The following is a 24,680-nucleotide window of genomic DNA, read 5'->3' on the forward strand; positions in this document are numbered from 1 at the left end:
GGTTCGAAGGGTTAACCAATTGCTAATGGACCCCCTTGCCGCCTCAAATCGCCGGCCCTATGCTTCACGGCACGGGGAAATAGCTGCGGCTGTAGGGGTTGGAGGGCTCTGCAATGCTTCGCGTATTGCGTGAATTCTGGAACGATCAGCGCGGGATCGCGATGATCCTGGTGGCGATCATGCTTCCGGTGCTTGTCGGATTTGCATTAGTGACTATCGACATGAGCCGGGCCACCGGGCTTCATAATGACCTGCAGAAAGGCATCGATGCTCTTGCTCTGGCCGGGGCCGGTGAACTCGACGGCAGACCCGACAGCATCACCCGCGCCAACAGGGCCATCACCAATCTTATCGCCAACCGGACACTGTTCTCGACATCCGGCGACCATCAAATCGCCTTGGCCGATGTGACCGTGACTTACCTAACGGGCATCCCGGCGAGCGATGACATCAGGCTCGGCGCCGACGGTGTAGATGCCAACGGCGTTAATTGGGCCAGCACCGATCCCGAGGCTGTGAGTTTCGCCGAGGTGACTGTCAATGCGAGTGGCGCGGGCGCATTCGAAACGATCTTCCCCGCTAGTTTCAACGGCGGCGACAACACGATGGAAATCCGACCGCAGGCGGTAGCGGGCTTTCAGACCGCCGTTTGCGACTTCACGCCGATATTCATCTGCAACCCGTATGAGAACGACCCGCTTCATACGTTACAAGATGCAGCGGCCGATCCGAACCTACGGCGCCGCCTGATCGAAGTGCGCAAGGTCGGCAATGGTGCTGCCGCTGGTCCCGGCAATTTCGGCTTCCTGGAACCTCCGGCCGGCGTCGGCAACGGTGCCAAGGGCCTCGCCGAGACCATCGCCACATCGAAACCCACGGGCTGCTACGGCCGCAAAGGCGTCGATACCAAGACGGGCCAGAATGCCGGGCCAGTCCAAGATGCCTTCAATGTCAGGTTTGGCATCAGGGCTACAGGCGGCGGCTTCAATACCGCCGCTTACGGCCCGGCGGCGAATGTCCGCAAAGGCGCCAAAAAGACTTCCGGCGGCGCCGGCCAGTGCCCCGCCATGAACCAGTTGACCTTCGGCCTTGCCGGCAACATGGGGCTGCCAAGAGACAACTCCTTCCCCTATATAAACGGTCGCATGGGCGATGGTAACTGGCCGCTCAGCACCTATTGGAGCACCAATTTCGGATCTACTTCCATGCCGGCCGGCTGGTCGGTGACGAAGCCGACGCGCTATGATGTCTACAAGTACGAACAGTCGGCCGGACTGGTCAATCACGCATCGACTGGCGGCGAAACAGGGACGCCTGCCAATGCATGCCCGGCGGCGATCACGTCAATTGACCGGCGGCTTCTCTACGGCGCCATTCTCAACTGCAGCGCGTTGGAGGCCGAGGGTAATGATCTGTCTGGCCATAGCGTTGGCGTTCCGGTCGAAGCGTTCGGCAGTTTCTTTATCACGGAGCCCGTCATGTCGGCCGCAGATGATGCCTCCGTGATGGTGGAACTGGTCGACATTTCCGCCGGCGGCCAGGGTACCCTTGATAAGTTTGTCCGCAACGAGGCGCAGCTTTACCGATGATGAAAGCCCTGATCGTCTGCGCGATGCTGGTGACGCCAGCGGCGGCCCAGGAGATGTCGCCCACGGCCTGCAACACTCTCAGCGCATCGGCTCAAAACGCCTCCGGGCGGCTCAAAGAGATGCTTGCATCGTTGAGCTCCGGCGACGCGTTCCGAGCCGCCATGCCGGTCATGCCGAAGAGTGCCCAGGCCGCCGCCGCCGATGCCGAGGACGCAAGAGTTGGTGCCGCGTCAGCGCTGAAAGAATACATGATCGCGCTCGATGACTTCTCCAAGGCGATCAAGGGCTGCGGCAACTAGGTTGAAAGGCCCGGCAGGGACGCATCAGCGACCGGCGCCATCAGCCTCACCGATCGGATATAGGTGCCGTTGTAGGACTGATCGGCGGGGTCGCCGCCGAACGAGGCTGTCACCATCGGATTGAGCGTGGCGCCTGATGCCGTCTCGGTATCGACCGCGCTGCCATCGCAGGAGATGCTGAGCCGGTCATTGGTGCGCGTCACCGCGATCTTGTGCACGCCTGGACCGTGCGAGGTGTTGATCTGAACGTCGCGGGTGACGATCGAACCAGATTCATGGGCGTCTACGCGCAAGCTAGTGAATGCGGTGCTGCGCTCAACAACAATGTAATTCCCATCGCCGCCCGGTGCCTGAAAGAGGTAGAGCAGGTAGGTAGCGCCATCGGTAGTCAATTCCTGCCATTCGATGACGACGGTCCAGTCGACGAGAAGGAAATCAGTCAGCAGATCGCCGATTGCCGACACAACGCCATCGACATCGTTGTCTAGGATCTCAAGGCCGCTGGCACCCACCCTTGACGGCTTGTCGATGACGTCAGCCAAGACAACCGACGAGCCGTCCTTGGTGTAGACCTCACTGAGGAAATCGAGGCTCCAGTCGTGGATGCCGGTCGGCGGAACGAAACCGGACGGTGGCGACAGCGCGGCGACCGATGCCAGGAAACCTCTGCGGAGTTGGAACATCTAGGTGAAGTTCCCGACGCCGATGCAGGTCACTCCCGCGCCGGTGGTGATCTTCCATGCCCCGGACGCGCTGATCATCCCAAGCGGAATGATGAAAGGCACCAGGTTCGAAAGGCTGGCGGTGCCGCCCTCGAAGACCGTGATCGATGTCGCGCCGTCGAGCAGCAGGACGTGGCCGGCATCGACCGTCGACGGGATGACAAGGATGTGGCTGATAAAGTCGCCTGCGGCACCGGTGGCGCCGAGAGTCTGAGCGGTTACAGAAGCCGCCACGGTCTCATATTCGCCTGCGCCGAGGTCGGTCAGCGTCTTGAGCGAGCTCGACCGGTCAGTGCCGTCGCTGCCACGAAGCTGTACCGGCATAGGCTTGCCAGAAGCGACATCAACATCGTTTGCTGTGCCGTCCGGACCCCACGTGGTCTTGGTGCGCTGGACAAGTAGGCCTCCGCCTACATCATCGGCCGCAATCGAGACGCCAGTGCCGGGCGTCACCGTCAGGTTGTCACTCATGTCGTCAAGCCCTTGTTAGTGCGAGGAGAAGACCGAGCGGCGTGCCGGCCCCTGAGAAGTAGACGTGATGGCGAGCCTCGTAACCGCGCCCTGCAACAGGACGGTCCTGCCCAGGCACGAGGATATCGAGCGCGCTCATCATGTAGACGCGGAAGAAGAGTTCGGCCGGCGGATCGGCACCAAAGTCGGTCACGACATCGGCCGATGCGTAGTGAACCGAATTCGTCGTCGCCGTCAGCGTCCGCTTGTAGGTCACGCCGTCGACGTCATAGATGTCGATTTCGAAGGCCAACGTCTCTTCGCCGAAATTGGCCGGATTCAGGCCGGTCGCAAGGCGGGAGCGATAGTCCCATGAGATATCAATGCCACCCGGACTGCTTGCCCCGGCATCGAGGTTGACGCAGGCATATGGCGTTTCGGCGGCGCCGCGAATGACGTGAGGTTCGGCCGTCACAGTAGCCGGGCTTTGATTGAAGCCCACCGCTTTGTATAGTTTTGTCGCGCCCAAATCGGACGTCGGATGTAGAATCGCGCGCACCCATTGCGCGCTGACCATCACGAATAGATCACCTACCTGATGGAGGCCGCAAAATACCTCTGATCCTCTGTGGCCCCTCACAGAGAAGCCAGAAAGCGTATATGTGCCATCCCCGTGATCGACGACGGTCTTATAGCCGACACCTTCCCAGCGGCCCTCCCTGCCGATGAATGCACGATTTGCCCCGGCGAGCACTTCATCCTCAGTCCTGTCCACAAGGAGGGTCACATCACCGGAGATCTTTCGGATAGTGACTGATGAAATGTCGGTTGTCGCAAACGGGTCCACAGGACCGTTCAGCATGTCCAGGCAAATGCCAATTACGGCACCATGCGGCCCCTGATCGAACAGGGCGCTGAAGTCGGTCGATGTGTCACCGCGATAAAGTGTGCCACCTCCCCAGTTCGGCTGACCGCGGCTGGCCACCATGCCGTATTGGACCAGCGAGGCGCCGCCAGCGTCATCTGAATAGAGCAGCAGCGGAATATCTAGATGCACATATTGCGTCTGCACCGTCACCGAATTGATGCCGGAGAAGCCAGAATTCGAAACCGCGGCGACCTCTGCCGACAGCGAGGTCTGGAAATCGCGAGCCTCAAAATCGATAACCAGGTTTTCCCTGATGTTCACCTTCGAGATCTGGACTGTATAGGCGATGCTGCCTGACGGGACGCTGACGACGTCTCCCGGAATGAGGTGCGTGAAATCGGCATAGGTCGAGAAGCGGTGCTGCCGTTGTTTAGCCTGCTGGGTCCAAAGCAACTCCCAGACGAGGCGCTCGCCGTCGACATCGGAAAGCACCATAGATGTCGTAAAATTCAGTTCCTTTGTGGACCTCGTGACATCATAGAGCTCGTCGAATGAATCGGCGTGGACCGTGCGCGGCTGGTAGTTGTCGTCCTTCGAGACATATTCGAGGTTGACCTTCGCAATGCTCGTCAGATCGCTTTCGTCGTCCGTCAGGATCGAGCCGTTCGCTTTGAAGACAAGATCGGTGTCGGCAAGAGCTTCATCCGCCGTGAACGAACCGTCAGTCGGGGTTTTCCGGAAGACTACTTCATCGCCGATGTCGGACCAGACGAAGCCCAGAGGATCCTGATACGATCGTAGAACGGTCAGGACGCTGGTATCCTTGTCGATGACGTCGCCCCAATCGGTGAGACCGTCGAAACCAGAGAACCGAATATTGTCAACGTCGTATGGACCAAGGTCAGTGAGAAGGTCCGTGATGTGATTCCGAAGCGTGATCTGCCCGGGAATGGCACCCGGCCCTGCGTGCATCACCCAAGCGTCTTCACCGACCGCGTTGAAGTAGCGTGAGCCGTATTGATCAGCAATGACGTACGACATACGCGTCGAATCGTATGCATAGATACCATCTGCGAAGGTCGTGATCTTCTTGGCGGCGATATCGAGGGCATAGATCCCGAAATGGTTACTGTCGGTTTCAGCCAACATCAGCACGTAGCCGGGTCGAGTGATTAGGCGGTTGTGCAGGATGGGGAGTAGAAAAGAAGCGTTGACATAGTTTCTTCCGTCAGTGACATCGAAGGCATCGATCAGCGTGCCGATATCCGGATTCAGGTAATAGAATCGCCTGAAGGGGCTGACGTTCAGATGGTGCAGGACCACCAGATATCCGGTCAACGGATCAAACCAGAGAACGCTGACGGCCGGGAAATCCGATCCTGTCAGGGCCAGCAATTGGATGCGGCTCCACTGGTCGCCGTCAAACTTCAGCTCATATACAGCGCCGCCGCTATCAGCGGTAAAAAAGGAACAGAAGTCGAAGGTGCTTCGGCCGTTGACTATCACGTAGCTGGACGGACCGCTCAGGGGGTCTACAACAAAAGTGCCCTTGGCGGCATCATAGATGCCGGTGACCCTGGTGCCGTCGTCAAAGTTGTGCCCGACGAACGCCCAAAGGTCGCCAAACGGCATCACCGTAAGCCACTCTTGATTCACGATATCGAGTTGCGAGGCCAACATGTGGCCTGTAGCGGCGTCATAAATTGCTGAAAGCCGCGGCGTCGCCGGTGCTCCTTGCAGTTGCACAAGAAGCAACCCGCTTCCAGGCATCGCAACAGGCACACTCAACTGGTAGTCGATAACATCTCGACCCACCGCATAGGGCTCCGACCCCTCCAGCGGCACACGATACCGTTCCGTCCGCGTATCAACATCAAGGATGGCTAGGTATATCTGCGACAGGCTAGGAATGTCGGTCGGCTGCAGGATCTGATAGATCACGTGGTCGATCGGGTCGTAAGCCGAGCCATGCGGGAAGGAATCCGCAACGCCGCTCGGCACCTCCCCCGTCCAGGCAATCTCCCCGCTTGGGGGGAACGCCGTCGCCGCATTGGAAATCACGGCCGTGATGGTCGGCGCTTGTCCGGCCGGGTAGTCCGGGAGGACAAGGAGCACATCTCCTGTATGCGCTCCAGCATTCGCACCGACGATCTGCTTGACGATCGGATCGACGGTCGTTTGAAGCCCGTTGTAGAAACGAAACTCGATCGTCGGTCGGGCACCATTCTCGGCGTCGAAAACGACCTGATTATCCGCCTCGATACGGATGATATCGTAGCCACGACCGAAGTAATCGCGGGCAAGAAGATAGACAACGTCAATCGTTGCGACAGTTGTCGGTTCTGGGTATGTCAGATTGAGCTGCGATCCGATCCGTGTTCCCTTGTATGTCGTCGTCACGGTTTTGTTTTGGCCATAGACTGGGATACCATCGACACGTCCAGTCCCGATGACCGCCGACTTCGGCCGGCCCAACGCCGGCGGCGTGGTAAGGCCGGTGCGGCGGGTAATATTCTTGTCGATGCGCGGCGGTTCTGATGGAAGCGTATAGTGGCCGAGGACAAGTTGGCCGTTCCGAGCGTCACGTGTGCCAGTCATTAGCCGCCGCCATAAAGTTCGCCCGGCGTGTGGTCATAACCGGAGAAGCTGTTCTTGCGTCCGTTCTGAACGCAGACTGCTCGCGTCCGAGCGCACCCGCCATGCATCACGAAGGAGTCGCCTGGCTCGATGTCCAGGGAGAAACCGTCAGTCAGCTCCACCAGGCTGGTTCCGCTGGTCCACCTACGAATTTTTCGGCTGTCGCCGATATTTGCTCCGGAGGTGAACTTGAGGGCGCCACCGAAATTGAAATCGATGTTGGTCGGATTTGAAATGACGACGGTGAACTTGCCGTTCGTCGTGACGGTGCCGATCACTCCTGAAAGTTCGCGAGTGGACAGATCAAATCCACATTCCGGCGAACCAAAAGTGTGGTTGCACTTCGGCTGGATCTTATCCAGCACGATGTCGCCGAGCTGCTCGCCCTTGGTGGCAAATTCCAGCGTCCCGGCGATGCTGTCAGAGAATGACGATTTGCCGACGAATCCGGTCGCCATGACCTGGCGATAATCAGGGTTGTCGATGTCGGCCAAGTAGAGAACGGTGGTGGCCTTACGCCAGATGCCGCGCTTTACATGCGCCGAATAGACCGGGCCCAGGTCGTCGATTGGCACGGTGATGTCCACCGTCGCGGGGAACCCATCCAACGAGTAGGTCACGCTGGTCATGTTGAAGCCGGGGTCGCCGAGAAAAATTTCGGCCGGGCTGCCGGCCGTCGTCACCATTTCGCCTGAAGATGAAAGGCGCACGACCTGGCCAACGCGGTTGACCATCTCGATCAACCAAACAGGCGTGACCGTAGCCCCCTCCAACATCGTCAGCAGAGGTACGGGAAAGCTGGTTCTGGGCATTTTTAGGCGTTGATATCCTCGGTCGCGGACATGCCATTGATCTTGGCATAGGCCCCGTTCGGGCCGTCGATCATTACATCCTGGCTCGAGCTTTCGAGCCGAACGGCGACGTAATATTTGCCGGTCCAGGTCAGCGTTTCGCCCATCGCCCACGGGGTAGTCGGCACGATGATCCCGTCGGTCTTGCTGGCGATCGCCTTCACGACACCGTTCGATTTGATGACGATGGCGCCATCGTCTTCGTCGAGGAATTTGACCGGGTAGTCATATGGGCGCGCGCCACCGAACGAGATGACGAGCTGCTTGCCATCGCTGGTGCCGTCACCGAACCCGAACACCTGGTCAACGACTGAATAGTGGCGCCAGTCGCGGATCAGCACGGGATACCCGCTGCCACGGCATTCCTCAATCTTCTCGACGATGTTCCGCATGTCGGCAACCAGTGTGTTGCTATAGCCGAACTGATAGCGGCGCAGTGGGCGAGTCCGCCGGACGATCGAACGCACCGCCCCGCCGTTCATCACGATCGACTCGGCGGCAAAGTCCGGCGTGCTGGAAATAAAGCCGAGCGCCGCCGACTTGGGGAAGATAGGGTACGTCATGCGACTGAACTGCTCATGGCGCCATAGACTGTACGGACGAATTCATATGCAGCCTGTCGACCGGCTTCGGCGCCGTCAGAGACCCCGTTGACGTTGATGTCGCCAACGGTGATCCCGACCTGAGTACCATCTGTGGTCGGACCTAGCTTGATATGCGGCTTCGGGCCGAGATTGATGACATCGCCAACATGGCTGCCATGCTGCGGATCCCAGTTCGGTCCGAACATATTCGATGGCGAACTAGGGGAACCCATGCGGTAGCTCTCAGGTACGCCCATGGAATCAAGAAACGCGTTGAAGATAGCGTCCGATTGTGCGCCATATTGCGATCCCGAATTTCCAGTAGCGCTGCCCATAACGGCACCACCCAAAGCAGACATGCCTAGTGCGAGCATATTGGTATTGGCGTTCACGGCGCCGGTCAGGTTGGAGAAGCCCCCTCTAACACTTTGGTCGACAGTGTCGACGCTGGTCCCGACGTCCTTCGTAGCCGCCGTCGTTTGATCTTGACCATACCGCGTGACGTTGACGCCATTTTCAACCGCCGTGACGACCGGAGCTGTCGTATCGGAGCTACCGCCACTGCCGCTGCTGAACCGGGTCACCGAAACGCCGCCAGCGTCGGGATAGGTCGTGCGCGTTCCCGTCGCGCCAGCGCGCTGAACAATCGGATTCTGCTTGAACGTATTGATCGCCCCAGTCAGCTTGGCGATCCAGAGAAGAGCGTCCTCGATACCCTTGATGAAGCCATCCAGTGCATCTGAGTTGGCGCCAAGCTTCTTGAGCTCTTCCCGGATATTGGCAATGCCGGTGGCAAGCTTGTCGGCCGGCAGCCGGCCCGCCAAGAACTTATTGATTAGCGCCTGCAACCGCCCTTCGATGGCACCGTATTGCTGGTTCAGACCGTCGATCTCCAGCGACTGCCCGAACATCCGGTCGCGGCCGACCGAAAATGCTGCGGCGAGATCGGTCTGCGCCAGCTTCAGCTGAGTGCTGACCGCCTCCATGTCGATCTGTCGTTGCGTGATCGCATCGAAGGCATTGGCGACACCGGCGAAGCGAGACTGAGAAAGGTCTTGGCTGCTTGCGTGTTCGAGCGCGTTGCTGACGGCATCCAGAATCTGAAGTTCCCTGGTCGATCCCGCGATTGCCTCCGAACCCACTTTCACCCTCTGCCGGACCGCATCCGTGACCTTGATGTTCTGGCCGGCGATCTTGGCGAGCAGATCGTCCTGAATCTCCAGGCGCTGCTGCTCGTCGCCATAGAGGCCGCGGCGCTCGAGCTGCCTTTTGTTGGCCTCGACCTGGCCGCGAACGAGGTCGTCGATCGCTGCCAGCTGAGTAGCGGTCGCCTCAGGCTTGTCGAAATTGATGTTCGGCGCGATCTGCTTGGCACGGGCGAGAATTTGGGCAAAGAAGCCGCTGGTCGCCTCGGTGGAGCGGAGCCATTCCTCGGATTTGCCGTTGATCGTGTCGAGCACCGTGTTGACGATCGCGACGTCGCGCGCTTCGCCCTCGAGGAGATCCTTGTTGTCCTTCATCACGGCAGCGGTGCCCTGCCGAATCTTCGACTCGAGATCGCTCTCGTCGTTGATCTGCTTGATGTTGAAGAGAAGGCCCTGGGCGGTCTTCTGCGACTGCTTGAGGTTGGTCTCGTAGATCTCCAAGGCATTGGCTGAGGCGGCGGCAGCCTTGTTGATCTCGTCTTCGACGTTGAGATTGCCGACGCCGCTCTTCAACGTCTTGTTCAGTTGGTCGGCCCTGGCAGTCGTCTTGTCGATGGCGAGCTGCAGCTTGCCTTCCTCAGCGACCGCTGCAGCGAGGTCATCGACTTGGTCGGCGTCGATGAACTTTGCTTCCGGAAGTGCCCGGATCGCTTTGTTGATGTCCGCAAAGGCGAGCTCGCCCCGAGCGACCTGGTCGACGAGCGACTTCACCCCGGCTGTCGCCCCAGCAAACAGCTCCGGGAAGTTGGTAGTCTGACCAATTAATTTTGGGTTGACGAATGGATCGAAAGCTCGCGTCAACGACTGCTCGATCTTGGTGCTCTGCTTATCGACGCTCTTTTGGAAGAGCTTGATGTTGTCTTCGGTGGCGGTAAGCTCGCCCTTGATCTCTTCCGTCTTCAGGCTGGTTTCGGCAGCCTGACCGGTCTTGCCGCCGGCGTCAGCAATCGAGCCGAGAACATCGTGAAGCGCCTTCTTCGTGTTCTCCTGCTCCTGTGCCGCCTCGGCCGACTTGATGCCCATGATGGTGAGCAGAGAGATCGCGCCAGTGAACGCGACGCCCCAGGGGCCGCCGAGGAACCCTACGAGGCCGGCACCAGCCGACTTCAGGAGGCCGAACGACTGGCGCAACACGCTGGTGTTCTTGACTGCGACCGACAGCGATGTTGAAGTCGTCTCCAGGCTGGTGCGAAGCCCGTCGAGTTCCGCTTGGGCGGCCCTCATCTCAGCGCCCTTGCCGATGGCCCCGACTTGGTCGATGGCAGCCCTGGCGCGACCAAGACGCTGCGTCTGGTCATATTCTTCGAGATGGAGGCGAACAGACTCTTTCGTCTGATCGGCTGCGATTTTCTGGTACTTGGAGCGCTGTTCCGCAGCTTGGGCTTCGGCGACGCCGATGCGATTAGCCAGATTGATCCGCTGGTTGCCGAGCTGCTCTTCGAGTGCCCCTTGCTTGGTCGCCTCGGAGACCTGCTGTTGGCGGATGCGCGTGATGTCGCGTTCCGCTTCCTTGACGGCGCCGATGTTGGAAACGTTGATAGCCTGCTGACCTTTGGCGGCCGTAAGCCGCGTCTCCGCCTTCGCGAGCTCATTTGCGAGCGAAATCTGCCTCGTCTGGCTGGCTTCGATCTTGCCCTGCGTCTCAACAATGCGATCCGCCGCCGCCTGGCTCTGCTTGGTGCTCTTCACCTCGACAGTATTCGCGGCGTCGATCGCGTCGCGCAGTTTCGTGGTCGTGGCGAGACGGCTCTCGCGAATCCTGTTGAGCTTTGCCTCCTCGCGCTGAAGGATCTTGAGATCGGATTTCGACGCGAATTCGAGGTTGTCGCGACCCTGAAGGTTGCCAAAGGCGCGCGTGCCGCGATCGAGCTGCTCCGCCAGATCGTGCTGCACCTTGGTGAGCTTCTGAACCTCTTCCTTGGCATCTGCGGCCCGGCGCGAAATCTCGCCGAAGGTGGCATCGACCGCCTTGCCGGCGCCGCGGCCGACGAGCCGACCGGCAAACGCGGCACCGAGCGCCAGCCCGAGAGCCGATGCGCTATTCGCGACCGTGTCGATGTTGTTGGCGAAGACCAGGATGCCGCCCGAAACGATGCGGGTGAGGCCGTAGGTCTTGTCCAAGGTGCCGACATACTGGGTCAGCTGGTTGTCGGCTTTGACGAGCGACTGGTCGATTGTGAGGACCGACTTGTTGAAGTCCTCGTCGATGCTGCCTTTGATCTTCTCGAGCGCGCCCAGCACCTTGTCGGCCGTGAGCTGACCGGCGATGCTCATCTGGCGCAGCTTGCCGATCGTGACGTCGAGACCCTTTGCCAGCTCCATGCCAAGCGGGGTCTCAAGGACGGCACGGAATTCGTCGCCGCCGAGACGGTTCGACGCGATGGCCTGCGAAAACTGGATGGCCGCCGAAGTCGCTTCCTGCGCCGTGGCGCCGCCGAGCGTCAGCGCTTTCTGGATGGTCTCGACATACTGAAGGATGGTGCTGCTCGATGTGGAAGGCGCCGCCTTGGCCAGGCGAGAATAGAGCACCGCCGTCGCCGAGAGCGAGGCGCGGCTATTGTTGGCGGCCGCCGCGACGCCGGCCAGCTGCCCTGCCAGATCGGAAGCATCGTCGGACACGACGCGGATCTGGTTGGAGAGGTTGTTGTAGGTGTCGGCGTAGCGGAGCACCAGGTTGGACGACAGCGCCGCCGTGAGACCGCCGAACACGGCCGTCGTCGCCAACATCGTGCCGCGGAGAAGGCCGACACGGTCATTCACCCGCTCGAACGCGCGCGAAACGGCGATCAGACCATAGGGCCTGATGCCGCTGCCGGTGCTTCGCGTGAACCTCTCGATAGAGGCTTGCGCGAGGCCGGCTTCCTTGCGGATGCTGGAGGCGCCTCGCGCAGTGATACGGTCAGCAAGAGCCCAGCCGGCAGCATAGCCGCCGGTCTCCATAGTCAGCGAAGCATAAATCGAGCCGATGGATTCAGCCATTTTTGCCTATGCTCTTTTTTTGAGGCGAGGATGATCGTCGCAGCTTCTTTTGCTGCTCCATGAAGGCACGCGCCTTCCGGAACATCTGAGCCGGCGTCTGGAGCTTCTGCGGATCATCCCAGAGGTCCGACGCCTTGTCGGGGAGCCTCCTGGCCCGCTGAGTCCGCGCAATGTAGTAGGCCGCCTCAACACGTCCCTGCCAGGCTGGGCCGAGCCAAGTACCTACTTCGTGCGGGGTCAGTTCGAAGAATTGATGCGGGAACATGCCCGCCCGGTAGGCATGCTTTTGAAGTTCACTCAGAATCTCGCCGGGCTCTATGGGTTTCCCGAGTCATTCCCCACTTCGAGCTTCCTGACATTCTCAAGATAGTCGAGGTGCCCTTCGAACGTGCGGCCATGCATTGCCAGGAACAATGCATCCAACGCCGCATTGGCGATGTCGACCGTGGGAATATCGAGTTCATCAAAGGCGATGCGGAAGGGCTTGCCATCCTTCTTGCCGCCATACGCGATGACCTCACGCATATACTTCATGTCGAAGCGGTTCAGACGTGGAACGGCATCGCCGAAATAATTGTCGCCAAACTTCGCCTGGAGACTGTCCAGATCGACGTTGGTGAAACGAAGGACGACCCCCTCCCCGGCGGCCGGGAAGGGGAGTTCGCCACGAAGACGTACTTCAGACATATTGTCTCCTATCAGCTCGCCGGGCCTTCTTCGATCTGACCCGACACGCGGATCGTCACTTCGAAGTTGATCGGATCCTCACCGGTGAAGGTGAAGTCGCCGCCGGAGACGTAGCCGAAGCCGTACAGCATGTAGTTGAAGCCGGCGCCAGACATGTCGATCTGCCAGTTGAAGGTCGTGCCGGAGTTCAGCTTTGCCTCAAGGCCAGTCGTGCCGTTGAGCGTCGCATCACTCGGGTTGTAGTGGCAGGTGATTTTGATCTCACCCGGATCCTTGAAGCCGGGACGGAACTCGCGAAAGCCGCCCGTCGAGGCAAGATGGGTGAAGTCGACCTCTTCGACCGAGCGGCCGGAAAGGTTGATGGCGGTAACGTTCACCACAGGGGTGAACACTTCCGGCGATTGGCCGTCTCCGACCTTGAACTTTGTGCCAAGGCCGACTTTACCAGTGGACGCAACCATGGTTGGCGATCTCCTATTTCAGTTAGAGTTTGCGACAGGCTTTCCGGGCCGCCGCGGCGTCCTCGGAGACGAGCGTATCCACCCGGCACTCCCGGCATTTCCAGCACGGCAGTCCGCTCCACTTGGTCTCGATCATCGAGCACTCGCGGGGGGCAGAAACGACTGAGGCCGCCTCGGTGGCGGCCTCAGATTTCGGTGTTTCAGTTGCTGGCGCCGGCGCGTCAGTTGCCGCCGGACGACGCGTCCGGCGCGTGTATCTTCCTCGGGGCATGTGGCCTCCTTCGGCGCCTACCTGCGGCGCACGATGCTATTGGCTAGTCTCAGCCAAGCGCGGCGGCCCAGAGTGGCGAGAACCTCGCCTTTCTTGGCGTCGAATGCCGGCCGGAAGAATGGATGTGCGCGAGAGCCTGGATGTAAGAACCCGCCGCGAAAGTTCTTCTGGAAGTGGGGCGCAGTCCCGAATTCGAGCAGATGAACAATGGTCCGAGCGCGCCTCTTGAACGACACCCACCAGGTGCGCCGCTTCGCTGTGCCGGATACCCTGACAGAAACGACATTCTCATCGACATGGCCGCCTGGCGGTGAGCCCGCCGGCTGCGGGAAGAAGTCGGGATACTTGCCGGCATAGTTCCGGAGCGGCACCGCGTTACGTTCCGTCTCGCGCCGCATCGGCTCGAGGGCTGTTTCCATGTCTTGATCCATGGCGCGGCTGTCATAGATGCCTGCTGCGCGCCGCATGTTGGCGCGGACCTGGACATCGCCGGTCAGCTTGAACCCTTTGGCCATCGCTCAGTTTTTCCAGCGGATGAAGAAGTCCACCGTCCACCGGTACGTCGAGCGATCGTCAGAGAAATCGGTGCGCTCGAAATTGGCGAAGGTGGTCGAGACATCGGAAAAGCCGGCGATCTCGGCGCTCTTGTTGTCCTCGAGCGCATCCATTGCGGCTTTGCGCATGGCCTGTGTCTGCTCTGCCGTTTCAGCCAGGCAATCGATGGTCACTCGGTTCCGGTAATACTGGCCGGCGCCGTCCAACATCTTTTCGTCGAATCCGCTGACGATGTTGACTTTGTAGCAGGGCGCGCGGGCGCGCTGTGGCAGGTCAATCGGGTAGATGCCTTCGGTGCCGACGATATCGGTTGCCGCCGACTCGGCTCCGAGCATCGCGACTGCAATTGCGAGCGCCGACATCAGGCATTCCGGATCAAGGTTGGTTTGATCGTCACGGCGCCGGTGACCACGGTGGCAACCGATCCAGCGAAGCTCACGCCTTCAGCCTCGTGATAGTAGACACCACCCTTGAAGCCGTCGGTGTCGGCGGCATTGATCGCGACTTCGAATTCACCGTTGCTCGGATCAGTCAGTTGGATGCCGGTGCCAGAGGCCTTCGACACCAGCGGTGAGCTCTTGACGTTCTTTGCGAGCCTCCAGCGAAACGTCCAACCCGTGATGTCGACCAGATCGTTGTTCTCGTCGCGCACGATGACGAGGACGATCTTGGTGTCGCCGGCGTACATCTCGAAGTCGGTGACCATATCAGGAGACCCTTCTTACGACGCGCCCGTCGAGATGGATGCGAGAAGTGGTAGATCCAGTCAGCTCAACCGTGCCATCGAGCAAGCCGTCGAGCACGATCCTGGCCAGCGTCTCGATTTCAATGCTGGACGATTCATCGAACGCCAGAAGCAAGGCATCGACGGCGGCAAATGCTGCGCGGGGCACCGCGGCATCGCCGATCAAGGTGGCCAAGGCGTCCGATCTGTTCAGCGCCACAGCGGATGCGACGGCTGTATCCAAACGTGGCGGCAGCGTGTCGGAGCGATTCAGACGCGCCAGCAGGGCTTCGACCGCGTCCTCTCCCAGAACAGCGAGGATATCTTCGCGCCCGAGTAGCGCGGCGACCGCCAGTGCATCGGATAGGAGCACTTTGACAGTATCTAACCGAGCCAGGGTTGAGCGAACCGCTCGATCTTCGGAGATGGCGACAACGACACTGTCCGACGCCGACACCTCAACCTGCGTTTCGCCAGCGGCGAAAAGGAGCAGAAGGCTCATTACGAACCGATGTTGACCGTGATATCGACGGTTATCAGCCAGCTCTGCGCTGATGTTTTGGTGCCGAGGGACTCGACCTTGCGGCTGAGCATCACCCCGGCGGTTGGGTCGTTGAAGACCCCCCATTCCTCCCAGGCGAAGTTGCCTTCTGATGTACCGAAGAGAGATTGAAAGGTCAGGACGTTGTTCGTGCGCTGCGGATAGCCTGCTTCCATCGCTCGACGCAGTTTGTTTGAGGCGGCCTGCAGGTCAGTCTGACTGGCGGCGAAGGCGGTCGATGAATCCCCAGCGCCTATGAACGAGCCGGCCCCATCGAAGAAGGCCGGCGGCCCATCATTCATAATCGCAGCGGCAATGAAGTTCCGGCCTGCGTTGGTCAGCGGCATGGGCTTACCCCCTTTAGAGCGTGTCGACGCCTTCGATCACTTCGACGGGACGCTTGTCGGTCGCGAATTCACCGTCGAACTTTTGCAGCCGCCATGCGATACTGACGGAAATGTTCAAACCCTCGCGGCGCCCAGCATCAACTTCGGCTATACGACGCCGAATTTCGGCGGCCTTCTCGGGATCGGACGCCTCGATAAGCACGGCAATCTTCTCAAGATCAGAACGGTTCATCTTCAACTCATGAGCCACGAGACAAATAGCCGGTTATATTGAGCTTCAAAGATCGAGCATCGCGATATTTGCATTTGATCGGATGGTTAATCCGGCAAATTCTCTCGACAGTTCAGCTACTTACAGATTGTCGTCTACCGCCGGGCAGTACTTCTCGGTTAACAAATTGCTAATTTTCCTTTGACACCAAGAGCCTGACAGGAACAGGATCGCTCTCGGGACACGGGGGATGAGCTTAACAGCACCTCTGTCCGGGTATTGGGTAACAGGGGTACACACATGAAGAAGCTTCTCAGCACTTACGAGCAGTTCCGCGACGATGACAACGGCGCTGCCATGGTCGAATACTCGATCCTCATCGGCATCATCGCAGTCACCGCGATCGGATTCATCATCGGCATCGGCGGCTGGGTCACGGGCCGCTTCTCGGGTCTTTGCTCGGCTATGGACAATTCCGGCGTGGGCAATTGCGCTTCCGGCGCCGGTAGTTAATATTCACGCGCGCCGAAGAACCCACGGCGCTTGCGGCAGTAAACACCTCGGGTTTTCATGAGCTTTTGCTTGAGGGGGTATTGTCGGCCTAGGAAGGAGCTGGCGTCGTCGCGCCGGCTCCTTTTTTGTTTACGCCTGCCAGCTGACCGCCACGACCTTCGGATTGGTGCCGCCAGTCGTGGCGCCTGGATCGTTCGTGGTGGAATTCTCCGTCGTGTTGATCGAGAAAGACCCGATCGGACAACTCGACGTTTCGAGTCGTGTACTGCCAGACAGGTCGGTCGCAAGGGTATCCGCGCCGTTATATGACGCCGCGCAATCGGTGTTGGTATTGCCGGCGATGGCGACGATCAGGAAGCCGCCGGATTTCACCTCGATGTCGGCGATCGTTACCGGGCTTGCGCCAGTATTTGCTCCCGAATCCAGAGGCGTCGGATTGGCCGTCAAAACGCGATAGGACGCTACCTGACATGCTAGCGCGCTGCCACTGAAGCTGACGACAATCGTCGCAGTCGTCCCGAAGGTATTCGCCAGCCAGACGATTGCGCATGCGCCCTGCGCGGCGCCGCCCTGTTGAGCAGCGATATTCATGGCGTGCGCGCCGGAGCCGTCGCCATTGTCGATGGTCACGCCCGTCAGGGTTCGAACGGACGTACTGTTTTCCCAGAAGATGACGACGGGCGTCACCCTGTTCGCAGCAGCCGTGCCTGTGTTGATGGTGAACGTGTAGCTGCTGGAATTGGGAGTCTGCGCGGCTGGCGAGCCGATATAAGAGCCGATATCAACCGGGGCCACTACATCAGCAAACTGATCGATCGTGATCGAGAATGGCCCGGCATCGGCATTGTTGAACCAGAGCGCAACACCGAAGGTCGCTACGCCCGAGACGTTGGAGAAGGGCGATGGCGTCTGCCCGGTAAATTCCGTGTTCCAGGTCGTGCCGTTGACGCTGGATTTCAGCGTGTAGGTCGTGCCGTCCGCCGAGGTGATCAGGCGAAGATAATTTGGCCCGGTCTGGGTTCCCGATGCTGCAGCGCCGCCGTCATTCGTGGTGTGTCCGGTCTGGACATTCCAGCCGTTCGGCGGAGTGCCGTAGACCTGATACTTATGCAGGCCAGTAGAGCCGTCGCCCCTCAGCCCGGCGATATGGAAGTCGTTGTTGGTTTTGAATCCGAAACCGACCATGGCGAGCTTGCCTTGCTGGGCGAGCTGCGCGAACTGCGGCGTGTAGCGGAATGTGTATTGCCGGCCGGCCTGGACCGTGGCCAGCGGCACGACGAACTTGCCGAAGGAACCGGCCTTGACCTTGCCCTTGATGGTCGTGTCACCGCTTGTGGTAGTGGTGACGACGGGCTGGTCGACGAAGCCGTCGCCGTCGCCAGCGCCGGCCGCGCCCGGTCCGCGCAGCCCGAGCAAGTATGGCGCAAACATCAGGCCGCGCCCTGGAAGCCTTCGGCGGTCAAGGTGAAGGTGGTCGAGTTGGCTGACGGCGAGAAGTCGTTCAGCGTCTGCAACAGTGCGTAGATGGTCTTGGCGCCGGAGACAGGCGTGGTGATGATGCGCGAGCCCTCATCGGGCACGCACACGGCACCGGAGCCATCCTGGAAGGCCCTGAAGGTTCCCGACATCGAGCCGATAAACCCGGCCTGCTTCTGGCTCCAAGCTGCATTATCGCCGCCCTGCACGCCGGAATTGGCGGTCGGATCGGAATTGAACAGCCAGACGCGGAAGGCCTTGCCCGCCACGCCGGTATCGGTTGACATAATGCGGATGCGCTCCAACGTGACCGTATCGTCATTGACATCGGACAGGCTGAGAGAGATCGCGGTGACGGAACCGATGGTGGCATTGTTCGACACAGCATCGTTGGCCGTATAGCCGGACGTATTGGCCGGGCGGGTGTAGGCCGCCGCCGCAGCGACGATGAACTTGGTCTTGACCTTGCCGATCAGATTGGTGCCGGCGCCGAGAACAAGCGTGCCGGCGATCCATTGCTTCACCAGGCCGCGCAGATATTGCTGGATCGTGCCGTTGGCGTCGGTGATGACGGCAGCGCCAGACGTGGCACCCAACGTTGCCACGGCCGGGTCATCAGAGGCTAATGTGACACGCTGGACCGTTGCGCCAACCGCGCCCGCGCCAGCCGCTACACCAGCTTGCCCAACAATCGGATTGACCTTGGCGCGGTCGCTTTCGTCCCAGTCGTCCATGACGCCGAGAGAAGCCAAGGCGGCATCGTCGGATGCCAGCGTGACGGCCAATGAGTTCGCCGCCGTCTTGGTGCCGAGCGACGCAGGGAAAAGAGTCGCGAGATCGGTATGCAGCGTATCGAGCTTGCTGTTGGTGCTAGTAGCAAGCGCCTCGAGCCCGTCGACATAGCCTTCGATCTGGTCGGTGTAGCCCTTGAGGTCGGTGAGCAATCCGCTGAGTGTCGTGGCCAGATCCGAATGGATGGTGTCGAGCTTGGTGTTCGAGCTGGTTACCAAGGTTTCCAGCCCATCGACATAGCCGGCAATTGTCGACGTCAATGCGGTCAGAATGCTCGACAGGCTGGAGTTGCTGGTGCCGACCAGCGCTTCGAGGCCATCGACATAGCCGGCGAGCGTTGTCGCAAGATCTGAATGAAGCGTGTCGAGTTTGGAGTTGGTCGAGCCTATGGCTGTGACGGCAGGGTCGTCGCTGGCCAACGTGACACGCTGAGCAGCAGCAGCTGTACCCGCCCCAAAGACGAACAACTGGATCGATTTCGAAATCTGCTTCAGGATCGAGACGATCGAGACCGATGTCGTGTCGGTCTGGGTCGCCGCAGCATCGGTCGGCTCGCCGATCGGGATCAGGCCGGTGGCGCTGCGAACCTGAACGGGCAATGCCTTGCCGGATGCCGTGTCGACCTTGTTGATCGTGTCGTCCGGCCCCCATGCGGGCTTCACATACTGATATTTCTTGCTGGCAACCTCATCAGCAGCAACGGTGTCTCCTGTCCCGGGAAGGACCACGTCATCGGACATGTCACGCGCTCCCTATGCCGTCACTGTCAGATCGATCGACGGGAGCGCGGCGACCTCGCCAGCGGAGTCCGTCACCTTGAACGTGACTGCGGATGTTCCAGTCGCCGACGGCGTTCCGGCGATGGCCCCGGTCGAGGCATTCATCGAAAGCCCGGCCGGCAGCGCTCCCGACGCAATGGCGAAGATGTATCCGGCGCCCGATCCGCCGGCGGCCGAGAGACTGAAGCCGCCATAAACGACGCCAACCTTGCCCTGCTGGATCGCCTGCTTGATCGCGATCGCCAACGGCGCCGCGCCGAGAACTGCGTCCTGCACCGTGCATTCGATGATGCAATCGACGCGCTTCTGGCCATCAGGCCGGATCGCCTTGATGTCGAATTCCGTCCCGTCGTACACGACGCGCATCGAGGCATCGATGCCTTCGACCTCGACATACCGCACACGGAACTGCCAGACCTCTTCCGAATAGCGCTGCTTGGTCTGCGAATCGAAATGCTCGCGCCCGCGCAACACGGTGAGCTCGGCGAAGGGCTCGCGCCAAGTCTGCCAGACCATGTTCGGCGCGTTCAGACTGTCGACGCCGACCTGGACCTTTCGCTGGATCTCGATCGGGTTGCGTTGCGAACCAGCGCGCACTTACTCGTTCCAGTCGTCATATGACTTCGGCACAGCGAGCGCGGCGCGAAGATCATCCATCGCAAACAGCACGTTGCGGTCGATCAGCGTCTTGTTCTGCTCGAGGATCGTGGCCTCCGCGTTTTCGATGTAATGGGCGGCGAGGAACTTGATCATCCTCGCCAGCTTCGGCGGATATTCCTCGTAGCCATTGCGATAGGTGATCGAGACCGCGCGCGGCCCCTCTGTTACCGTCGGCCAGCTCGTGCGCGGATGAATCTCTGGCACCAGCATGCCGCTCTTCACGACGTACTCGGCCGGGTCGACCACGTTCTCCGGGCTGCTGCCGTCCTCGATCGTAATGCCGATGAACTGCAGCAGCGGCGGGTAAGGGATCATGATCGGCTTGGGCTTGCCGCTCTTGTCGTTCCCCGGAAACTTCGACAGATAGCGCTTGAAGGTCGTCGGGAAGAGCGTGCGGTTGAGCTCGCCGTTGATGCCGTGGAGCTTGTCCGCGGCGTCCGTCACGGCCTGGTCGATGACGTCATCAAGCTTGGTCACTGTCGCCGAGATGCGCAGATGCTTCTTCATGCCCGCGCGGCTGACGATATCCAGGCCGGAGTCCTCCGGCGGAACGATGACCTCGATGTCGAGCATGGCTCAGCGCGTCTTGTAACCGCGGCCGCCATTGCGGGCCGGCTGCATATCGCGAGGCGTCACCGGCACTTCCTTGCCCTGCGGCCGCGTCACCGGTTTCGGCTTTGGGCCCTTGGCCGACTTCTGCTCTTCAACCTTGACATATCGATCGCGGATCATTTCAGCCTCACAGTGGTCAGGAAGGAGCGCATCGGCTTCTCAGTCGCTCGGGGATGTGGTGGCGTTGGTCAGGGAGCCGGTCAGTGTGAACGCTCCCCCCGTGCCTTTATTGGTGGCGAAGCCAGTTGCATCACCGGAAAAGAACACAGCCGGAGCCGTTCCTGTTGGCATCTCACCATTGGCCCCGAGATAGACTGGCTTGCCACTCGCATCCACGAATTTGCGCCGGTTGGCTTCGACCGAGAAGTCGATGAACTGCCCGGGCGCGAACCAGATATCGGCGAAATCCCCCGAGACAGTCGCTGGATTCAGCACGTCATCGAAGAAATGCAGTGACAGCCCGTTCCATGTCTGGAAGAACGGGGCCGGGGTACTGTAGTAGGTCGATGGCTCGAACCCGGAGACATAAAGAACTTGCGTATCGCCAAGATACGCCTGCAAAACCATCGAAGAAGTCGGAGACCTGTTGGTATCGATGGACACCAGCAGGGGCACCCAAGTATCTAGAGGGACAACAGTCTTACCGGGATCAGAGGGAGTGGCACCAATCGTAGCGCTAATGCAATTTTCATCCTGCGAGGCGCAGGCTTGCAGATGGATGAAACCGATCCCTGCGCCGCCGCCATCGCTGAAATATGAATTTCCAGGGTAGAAATTCTCTGGATCCTGCACCCACATGACGCCTTGGTTGCCGAAGTCCGCCCCACTCATCTTGAACCAGTAGACGTAAGTCAGGTAGCCGGTGTCGTCCCCTGTCGCGACGAGGCTCGGATTGCCAAGGCCAGTTCCGGTAGCAACATGCACCGCCTCGGCTACATAGGGCGAACCACCGCCGCCGGCCCCGATGTTCGCCGCCACTTGGGCGAGCGATAGGCCGCTGCCAGAGAGCATCAGGCGGTCCGCCCATAGAGGCGGAAGACGTTGGCGCCGAAGGCTGCCAGTGTCAGCATAACGAACCGCTTCTCGGTCGAGAGCTGATCGTCCGGTTCGTTGATCGTAACGCCGTCTTCCTGAAGCGTGACCCGGCCGGCGCCGCCCTGGCTGATCCCGCAGATGAAATCCGATGGCAGACCGGCCGACACCGTGAGCGTCACCGCGCCGTCGGCAACGAAGTCGACGATCTTGCCGTGATGGTCCTTCGTCAGCGCATATTCGGTCGCGACGATCGTGACAATCTGCGGCGATGCAAGAAGCCCGATCTGGCTGAGCGGCACGCGCGCGCCGTCGGCGCCGTTTGGGCGCTCGGTGCGGAGGAAGTCGCTCTCGTGCATCTCTGCCTCCTCACAAACAGTCGGCGGGCCCGAAGGCCCGCCGCTTTTGCTTTGCCGATTAGTCGGTCGAAGCGACCGAAGCGATCGCCAGGCTGGCGGGCTGTCGGCCATCGCCGAAGAACACCAGGGCGGCGGACCATTCCAGCGTGTCGGTGTTCGCCCGGTTCAGGTCGGGAGTGATCTGAGCACGGATGAACTCGCGCGCGCCGCCGAGATCGACGTCAACCTCGACCGTGCCGGTCTCGGTGGAGCCGCCGGAATCGCCGGTCGCGGCAACGGTCGCCGAAACGGCGTCGGCATAATCCGCGGCGCCGGAGCCGCCGATGGTATCGGCATCCTGGAAGTTCAGCGCGAAGGACAGCGTATTGCCCTGGCCGAGCGCGGTCGTATAGGTGATGATCAGCTTCGCCGACATCGCGATGCCCTTGTCGCCCTTGCGGTCGACCCAGGCGCAATCGACTTCCGTGGCATCGCCGGTGGAACCGGCGGTGGCCGTCTTGTTGATCGCCTGGAAGGCGGTGCGGCAGTACGCGCCGCCATTGTAGATTTTGTCGCGCATTGGAATCTCCTTTTAGCGGGACGTTGTGGATGACCGAGAGGGCCGGATCGCTCCGGCTACTCGGCCTGCTTCTCAGCGGCGGCGCGCCGCTGAACTTCAGCGCCGATGATGCGCATGGCGGCATCCAGCGGCTTCTCGTCGCCTTCCAGCGTCAACTCGCCGCCAACGATCTTCTGGGCGAGCTTCACGCGCTTCAGCCACTGCATGGTTTCCCAGTCGTCGGGAATCTCGACATCGCCAGCCGGCTCGGCTGCCGCGGGCTGCTCGACCGGAGCCGCGGGGATGAAATCCGCCACGTCGAAGGTCTCGACGTCGGCCGGGACCGGATAGAGTTCGACTTCCTTGGCCGCGAGACCAGTGCGCGCCTGTTCGGGCGTGACGCCGAAGACCTGACCGGATCGCATGTTCTTGTGGCGGACAAGTGCCTTGACCGGAACGAGGCCGGTCAGCTTGATCACTTTCATGGATCTTTCCTCTCAAATTCCTTTTCGGCGCAACGGGCTGGAGAGGATTCCCCAGCCCGCTATTGCGATTAGGCGCCCCAGCGAACGGCGGTGAGAGAGGCCATGGCTTCGACGTACCTGGCGTCGAAGTCATGCTCGGATTCGGCGCGCAGTACCGTCACGCCATCCTGGAAGGCGTTGATGGTCTGGTTGCCGTTCTTGACGGTGGCGACATCCGAAATCGCCAGCTGCATGCGCAGCGCGTCGCCGAAGTAGACGTGGCCGAAGGCGATGAGCGAGATCGTGCTCTCGTCGGTCGTGCCGCCGCCGTTGATCGGGAACTGCGTGGTCTTGCGCACGCGGTAGCCCTTCCAGATCGGGTTTTCACCCTGCAACCCGGGATAGATCAGGTTGCCGTTGCCGTCGCGCATGTCGGCCAGATAGTTGAACACGCGCGGTGCCATGCGCCACTCGACGCGGATCAGGGGAACATTCGCGTTCTCGAGCCGGTTGAGCAGTTTGCGGGCATCGGCGTCGACCTGAGCATAGGTCGGCGCCGTGCTGTTGGTGGCCGCGACAGAGTAGACGCCCGGGATATTGAGGATGCCGAGCGGGGTGTCTTCGAGGCCGTCGCCGAAGAAGGCGTTGTAGTCCATGACCGTGCCCATGGAACTGCCCAGGTCGCCCTGCGCCCAGGCGCCGACGTTCGGACCCGACCAGCGGATGAGCTGGTTGGAGATCGGCACGATGCCGGCCAGAAGCTTGGCCGACATATTGATGGCCTTGAACGACGGCGTGGTCACCGCCGCCGACTTGGCTTCACCGCGGTAGGCCGCCGTGGAACCGGAAGCCGCCGCAGGCAGCTTGTAGGTGCCGTTCGGCATCGGAATGACTTCCGGAATGCCCTGCAGGAACGTGGCGTTCGGGCGCAGGATGTCGATGATGTCCATCGACATGTCTTCCGGGAGCAGGATGCCGCCGGCGCTGGCGTTCGAGGAGATCATGGTGCGCTTCTGCGCGGGCTCGAACTCCTTGACGAGAGCGGCGTAGCCGTTCTCTTCGATCGCCTTCATCGTCGGGCGAAAGCCGCGCACGCCATTCTGGTTGAGCGCGGTGACCATGCCGGAGATCACGATGCCGATCTTTTCTTCCGGCTTGAGATCCTTCTTCACCTGGGCCGGGACGGTGTCGGCCGGGGCATCGGCCGGGGCCGCGATACGCGCGCGGGCGGCTTCGGAGGCCTTGACCGTGACGATATTGGCTTCGATCTCCACGATCTCGGCGGTCTTTTCCGTCATGGCCTTCAGGTCGTCGGCGGTGAGAGAGTCTTTCTTCTCGAGAGCCTCGAGTTCGCCGGCGAGTTCCTTCAACCGGGCTTGCAGTTGCTTGAGCATGGATACCTCCGTTCGCTCATGAAAAAAGCCGCCCGGTTAGGAGCGGCTTGGTGATCCCCCGGGGAGCCCGGCAGGGAATT

The 24,680-nt window shown here is 60.6% G+C and carries 27 protein-coding genes; 3 read left to right on the forward strand and 24 right to left on the reverse strand.

The features are described 5' to 3' along the window. Window positions 1-113: 113 nt before the first annotated feature. A complete protein-coding gene (locus AU465_RS09035) occupies window positions 114-1,589 on the forward strand; it encodes a TadE/TadG family type IV pilus assembly protein (protein ID WP_192246031.1) in 1,476 nt (491 codons plus the stop codon). Beyond that, a complete protein-coding gene (locus tag AU465_RS09040) occupies window positions 1,589-1,888 on the forward strand; it encodes a hypothetical protein (protein WP_192246032.1) in 300 nt (99 codons plus the stop codon). The genes AU465_RS09035 and AU465_RS09040 overlap by 1 nt, the downstream gene beginning before the upstream one ends. On the opposite strand, the gene AU465_RS09045 is transcribed toward AU465_RS09040, so the two are convergent. From AU465_RS09045 to AU465_RS09110, 14 genes are all read right to left on the reverse strand, one after another. Next, entirely contained in the window at window positions 1,885-2,571 is a 687-nt protein-coding gene (locus AU465_RS09045) for a hypothetical protein (protein WP_192246034.1), read from the reverse strand. The two genes, AU465_RS09040 and AU465_RS09045, sit on opposite strands and share 4 nt — an antisense overlap. Next, window positions 2,572-3,081: a hypothetical protein gene (locus AU465_RS09050; protein WP_192246036.1), complete on the reverse strand. Its 510-nt coding sequence runs from the start codon at window positions 3,079-3,081 to the stop codon at window positions 2,572-2,574. A 4-nt stretch (window positions 3,082-3,085) separates the two neighbouring features. Continuing rightward, window positions 3,086-6,526 carry a GTA baseplate fiber-binding domain-containing protein gene (locus AU465_RS09055; RefSeq protein ID WP_192246038.1) on the reverse strand — a complete coding sequence of 1,147 codons (3,441 nt, stop codon included), beginning with the start codon at window positions 6,524-6,526 and terminating at the stop codon, window positions 3,086-3,088. Continuing rightward, window positions 6,526-7,377 carry a baseplate hub domain-containing protein gene (locus tag AU465_RS09060; RefSeq protein ID WP_192246040.1) on the reverse strand — a complete coding sequence of 284 codons (852 nt, stop codon included), beginning with the start codon at window positions 7,375-7,377 and terminating at the stop codon, window positions 6,526-6,528. The genes AU465_RS09055 and AU465_RS09060 overlap by 1 nt, the downstream gene beginning before the upstream one ends. Before the next feature lie 2 nt (window positions 7,378-7,379). Next, window positions 7,380-7,979, reverse strand: a complete 600-nt coding sequence (locus AU465_RS09065; RefSeq protein ID WP_192246042.1) for a DUF2460 domain-containing protein — start codon at window positions 7,977-7,979, stop codon at window positions 7,380-7,382. Beyond that, window positions 7,976-12,184: a tape measure protein gene (locus tag AU465_RS09070; protein WP_192246044.1), complete on the reverse strand. Its 4,209-nt coding sequence runs from the start codon at window positions 12,182-12,184 to the stop codon at window positions 7,976-7,978. Before AU465_RS09070 ends, AU465_RS09065 begins: the two co-directional genes overlap by 4 nt. Window positions 12,185-12,499: 315 nt before the next feature. Continuing rightward, window positions 12,500-12,871: a hypothetical protein gene (locus AU465_RS09075; RefSeq protein WP_192246046.1), complete on the reverse strand. Its 372-nt coding sequence runs from the start codon at window positions 12,869-12,871 to the stop codon at window positions 12,500-12,502. Between the two features lie 11 nt (window positions 12,872-12,882). Further along, window positions 12,883-13,332: a phage tail protein gene (locus AU465_RS09080; protein WP_192246048.1), complete on the reverse strand. Its 450-nt coding sequence runs from the start codon at window positions 13,330-13,332 to the stop codon at window positions 12,883-12,885. 288 nt (window positions 13,333-13,620) lie between these two features. Beyond that, window positions 13,621-14,118: a hypothetical protein gene (locus tag AU465_RS09085; protein ID WP_192246050.1), complete on the reverse strand. Its 498-nt coding sequence runs from the start codon at window positions 14,116-14,118 to the stop codon at window positions 13,621-13,623. 3 nt (window positions 14,119-14,121) lie between these two features. Continuing rightward, a complete protein-coding gene (gp17, locus tag AU465_RS09090; RefSeq protein WP_192246052.1) occupies window positions 14,122-14,520 on the reverse strand; it encodes a tail completion protein gp17 in 399 nt (132 codons plus the stop codon). Beyond that, window positions 14,520-14,864, reverse strand: a complete 345-nt coding sequence (locus AU465_RS09095) for a hypothetical protein (protein WP_192246054.1) — start codon at window positions 14,862-14,864, stop codon at window positions 14,520-14,522. Before AU465_RS09095 ends, gp17 begins: the two co-directional genes overlap by 1 nt. 1 nt (window position 14,865) lies before the next feature. After that, window positions 14,866-15,384: a hypothetical protein gene (locus AU465_RS09100; RefSeq protein ID WP_192246056.1), complete on the reverse strand. Its 519-nt coding sequence runs from the start codon at window positions 15,382-15,384 to the stop codon at window positions 14,866-14,868. Continuing rightward, window positions 15,384-15,770: a hypothetical protein gene (locus AU465_RS09105; RefSeq protein WP_192246058.1), complete on the reverse strand. Its 387-nt coding sequence runs from the start codon at window positions 15,768-15,770 to the stop codon at window positions 15,384-15,386. The genes AU465_RS09100 and AU465_RS09105 overlap by 1 nt, the downstream gene beginning before the upstream one ends. A 13-nt stretch (window positions 15,771-15,783) precedes the next feature. After that, window positions 15,784-16,002 (reverse strand): hypothetical protein, encoded by a 219-nt coding sequence (locus AU465_RS09110; protein WP_192246060.1) that lies wholly within the window; start codon window positions 16,000-16,002, stop codon window positions 15,784-15,786. 279 nt (window positions 16,003-16,281) lie between these two features. Here AU465_RS09110 and AU465_RS09115 point away from each other — a divergent pair, with 279 nt between their 5' ends. Beyond that, window positions 16,282-16,494 (forward strand): Flp family type IVb pilin, encoded by a 213-nt coding sequence (locus tag AU465_RS09115; protein ID WP_192246062.1) that lies wholly within the window; start codon window positions 16,282-16,284, stop codon window positions 16,492-16,494. 129 nt (window positions 16,495-16,623) lie between these two features. On the opposite strand, the gene AU465_RS09120 is transcribed toward AU465_RS09115, so the two are convergent. The 10 genes from AU465_RS09120 to AU465_RS09165 all read right to left on the reverse strand — a co-directional run bounded on the left by AU465_RS09120 (window position 16,624) and on the right by AU465_RS09165 (window position 24,600). After that, window positions 16,624-17,925, reverse strand: a complete 1,302-nt coding sequence (locus AU465_RS09120; RefSeq protein ID WP_192246064.1) for a hypothetical protein — start codon at window positions 17,923-17,925, stop codon at window positions 16,624-16,626. Beyond that, entirely contained in the window at window positions 17,925-19,502 is a 1,578-nt protein-coding gene (locus tag AU465_RS09125) for a hypothetical protein (RefSeq protein ID WP_192246066.1), read from the reverse strand. The genes AU465_RS09120 and AU465_RS09125 overlap by 1 nt, the downstream gene beginning before the upstream one ends. Window positions 19,503-19,514: 12 nt before the next feature. Next, complete coding sequence (locus AU465_RS37410) at window positions 19,515-20,138, reverse strand: phage head completion protein (protein WP_210325036.1); 624 nt, start codon at window positions 20,136-20,138, stop codon at window positions 19,515-19,517. After that, the gene (locus AU465_RS09135) at window positions 20,139-20,774 is read right to left on the reverse strand and encodes a head-tail connector protein (protein ID WP_192246068.1); all 636 of its coding nucleotides are present in this window, start codon (window positions 20,772-20,774) and stop codon (window positions 20,139-20,141) included. It abuts the gene before it with no gap. A 3-nt stretch (window positions 20,775-20,777) separates the two neighbouring features. After that, window positions 20,778-20,933 carry a hypothetical protein gene (locus AU465_RS09140; protein WP_192246070.1) on the reverse strand — a complete coding sequence of 52 codons (156 nt, stop codon included), beginning with the start codon at window positions 20,931-20,933 and terminating at the stop codon, window positions 20,778-20,780. A gap of 39 nt (window positions 20,934-20,972) precedes the next feature. Continuing rightward, window positions 20,973-21,824: a hypothetical protein gene (locus AU465_RS09145; protein ID WP_192246072.1), complete on the reverse strand. Its 852-nt coding sequence runs from the start codon at window positions 21,822-21,824 to the stop codon at window positions 20,973-20,975. Then, window positions 21,824-22,204 (reverse strand): hypothetical protein, encoded by a 381-nt coding sequence (locus AU465_RS09150; RefSeq protein ID WP_192246074.1) that lies wholly within the window; start codon window positions 22,202-22,204, stop codon window positions 21,824-21,826. The genes AU465_RS09145 and AU465_RS09150 overlap by 1 nt, the downstream gene beginning before the upstream one ends. Window positions 22,205-22,262: 58 nt before the next feature. Continuing rightward, window positions 22,263-22,763, reverse strand: a complete 501-nt coding sequence (locus tag AU465_RS09155; RefSeq protein ID WP_192246076.1) for a hypothetical protein — start codon at window positions 22,761-22,763, stop codon at window positions 22,263-22,265. A gap of 56 nt (window positions 22,764-22,819) precedes the next feature. Continuing rightward, window positions 22,820-23,227 carry a hypothetical protein gene (locus tag AU465_RS09160; protein ID WP_192246079.1) on the reverse strand — a complete coding sequence of 136 codons (408 nt, stop codon included), beginning with the start codon at window positions 23,225-23,227 and terminating at the stop codon, window positions 22,820-22,822. A 68-nt stretch (window positions 23,228-23,295) separates the two neighbouring features. Further along, window positions 23,296-24,600: a phage major capsid protein gene (locus AU465_RS09165; protein WP_192246081.1), complete on the reverse strand. Its 1,305-nt coding sequence runs from the start codon at window positions 24,598-24,600 to the stop codon at window positions 23,296-23,298. Window positions 24,601-24,680 lie beyond the last annotated feature (80 nt).

The organism is Mesorhizobium silamurunense (assembly GCF_014843905.1).
In the GTDB taxonomy this organism is placed as follows: domain Bacteria; phylum Pseudomonadota; class Alphaproteobacteria; order Rhizobiales; family Rhizobiaceae; genus Mesorhizobium; species Mesorhizobium silamurunense.

Excerpts from the sequence above, each read along its gene's own strand:
- AU465_RS09075 (WP_192246046.1), bottom strand. The coding sequence starts at position 12,871 with ATGTCTGAAGTACGTCTTCGTGGCGAACTCCCCTTCCCGGCCGCCGGG.
- AU465_RS09150 (WP_192246074.1), bottom strand. The coding sequence starts at position 22,204 with ATGCACGAGAGCGACTTCCTCCGCACCGAGCGCCCAAACGGCGCCGAC.
- AU465_RS09105 (WP_192246058.1), bottom strand. The coding sequence starts at position 15,770 with ATGCCGCTGACCAACGCAGGCCGGAACTTCATTGCCGCTGCGATTATG.
- AU465_RS09155 (WP_192246076.1), bottom strand. The coding sequence starts at position 22,763 with ATGCGCGACAAAATCTACAATGGCGGCGCGTACTGCCGCACCGCCTTC.
- AU465_RS09045 (WP_192246034.1), bottom strand. The coding sequence starts at position 2,571 with ATGTTCCAACTCCGCAGAGGTTTCCTGGCATCGGTCGCCGCGCTGTCG.
- AU465_RS09165 (WP_192246081.1), bottom strand. The coding sequence starts at position 24,600 with ATGCTCAAGCAACTGCAAGCCCGGTTGAAGGAACTCGCCGGCGAACTC.
- AU465_RS09120 (WP_192246064.1), bottom strand. The coding sequence starts at position 17,925 with ATGTTTGCGCCATACTTGCTCGGGCTGCGCGGACCGGGCGCGGCCGGC.
- AU465_RS09085 (WP_192246050.1), bottom strand. The coding sequence starts at position 14,118 with ATGGCCAAAGGGTTCAAGCTGACCGGCGATGTCCAGGTCCGCGCCAAC.
- AU465_RS09115 (WP_192246062.1), top strand. The coding sequence starts at position 16,282 with ATGAAGAAGCTTCTCAGCACTTACGAGCAGTTCCGCGACGATGACAAC.
- AU465_RS09040 (WP_192246032.1), top strand. The coding sequence starts at position 1,589 with ATGAAAGCCCTGATCGTCTGCGCGATGCTGGTGACGCCAGCGGCGGCC.
- AU465_RS09095 (WP_192246054.1), bottom strand. The coding sequence starts at position 14,864 with ATGGTCACCGACTTCGAGATGTACGCCGGCGACACCAAGATCGTCCTC.
- AU465_RS09055 (WP_192246038.1), bottom strand. The coding sequence starts at position 6,526 with ATGACTGGCACACGTGACGCTCGGAACGGCCAACTTGTCCTCGGCCAC.
- AU465_RS09110 (WP_192246060.1), bottom strand. The coding sequence starts at position 16,002 with ATGAACCGTTCTGATCTTGAGAAGATTGCCGTGCTTATCGAGGCGTCC.
- AU465_RS09080 (WP_192246048.1), bottom strand. The coding sequence starts at position 13,332 with ATGGTTGCGTCCACTGGTAAAGTCGGCCTTGGCACAAAGTTCAAGGTC.
- AU465_RS09050 (WP_192246036.1), bottom strand. The coding sequence starts at position 3,081 with ATGAGTGACAACCTGACGGTGACGCCCGGCACTGGCGTCTCGATTGCG.
- AU465_RS09100 (WP_192246056.1), bottom strand. The coding sequence starts at position 15,384 with ATGAGCCTTCTGCTCCTTTTCGCCGCTGGCGAAACGCAGGTTGAGGTG.
- AU465_RS09140 (WP_192246070.1), bottom strand. The coding sequence starts at position 20,933 with ATGATCCGCGATCGATATGTCAAGGTTGAAGAGCAGAAGTCGGCCAAG.
- AU465_RS09160 (WP_192246079.1), bottom strand. The coding sequence starts at position 23,227 with ATGAAAGTGATCAAGCTGACCGGCCTCGTTCCGGTCAAGGCACTTGTC.
- AU465_RS09035 (WP_192246031.1), top strand. The coding sequence starts at position 114 with ATGCTTCGCGTATTGCGTGAATTCTGGAACGATCAGCGCGGGATCGCG.
- AU465_RS09070 (WP_192246044.1), bottom strand. The coding sequence starts at position 12,184 with ATGGCTGAATCCATCGGCTCGATTTATGCTTCGCTGACTATGGAGACC.
- AU465_RS09125 (WP_192246066.1), bottom strand. The coding sequence starts at position 19,502 with ATGTCCGATGACGTGGTCCTTCCCGGGACAGGAGACACCGTTGCTGCT.
- AU465_RS09145 (WP_192246072.1), bottom strand. The coding sequence starts at position 21,824 with ATGCTCTCTGGCAGCGGCCTATCGCTCGCCCAAGTGGCGGCGAACATC.
- AU465_RS09065 (WP_192246042.1), bottom strand. The coding sequence starts at position 7,979 with ATGACGTACCCTATCTTCCCCAAGTCGGCGGCGCTCGGCTTTATTTCC.
- AU465_RS09135 (WP_192246068.1), bottom strand. The coding sequence starts at position 20,774 with ATGCTCGACATCGAGGTCATCGTTCCGCCGGAGGACTCCGGCCTGGAT.
- gp17 (WP_192246052.1), bottom strand. The coding sequence starts at position 14,520 with ATGTCGGCGCTCGCAATTGCAGTCGCGATGCTCGGAGCCGAGTCGGCG.
- AU465_RS09060 (WP_192246040.1), bottom strand. The coding sequence starts at position 7,377 with ATGCCCAGAACCAGCTTTCCCGTACCTCTGCTGACGATGTTGGAGGGG.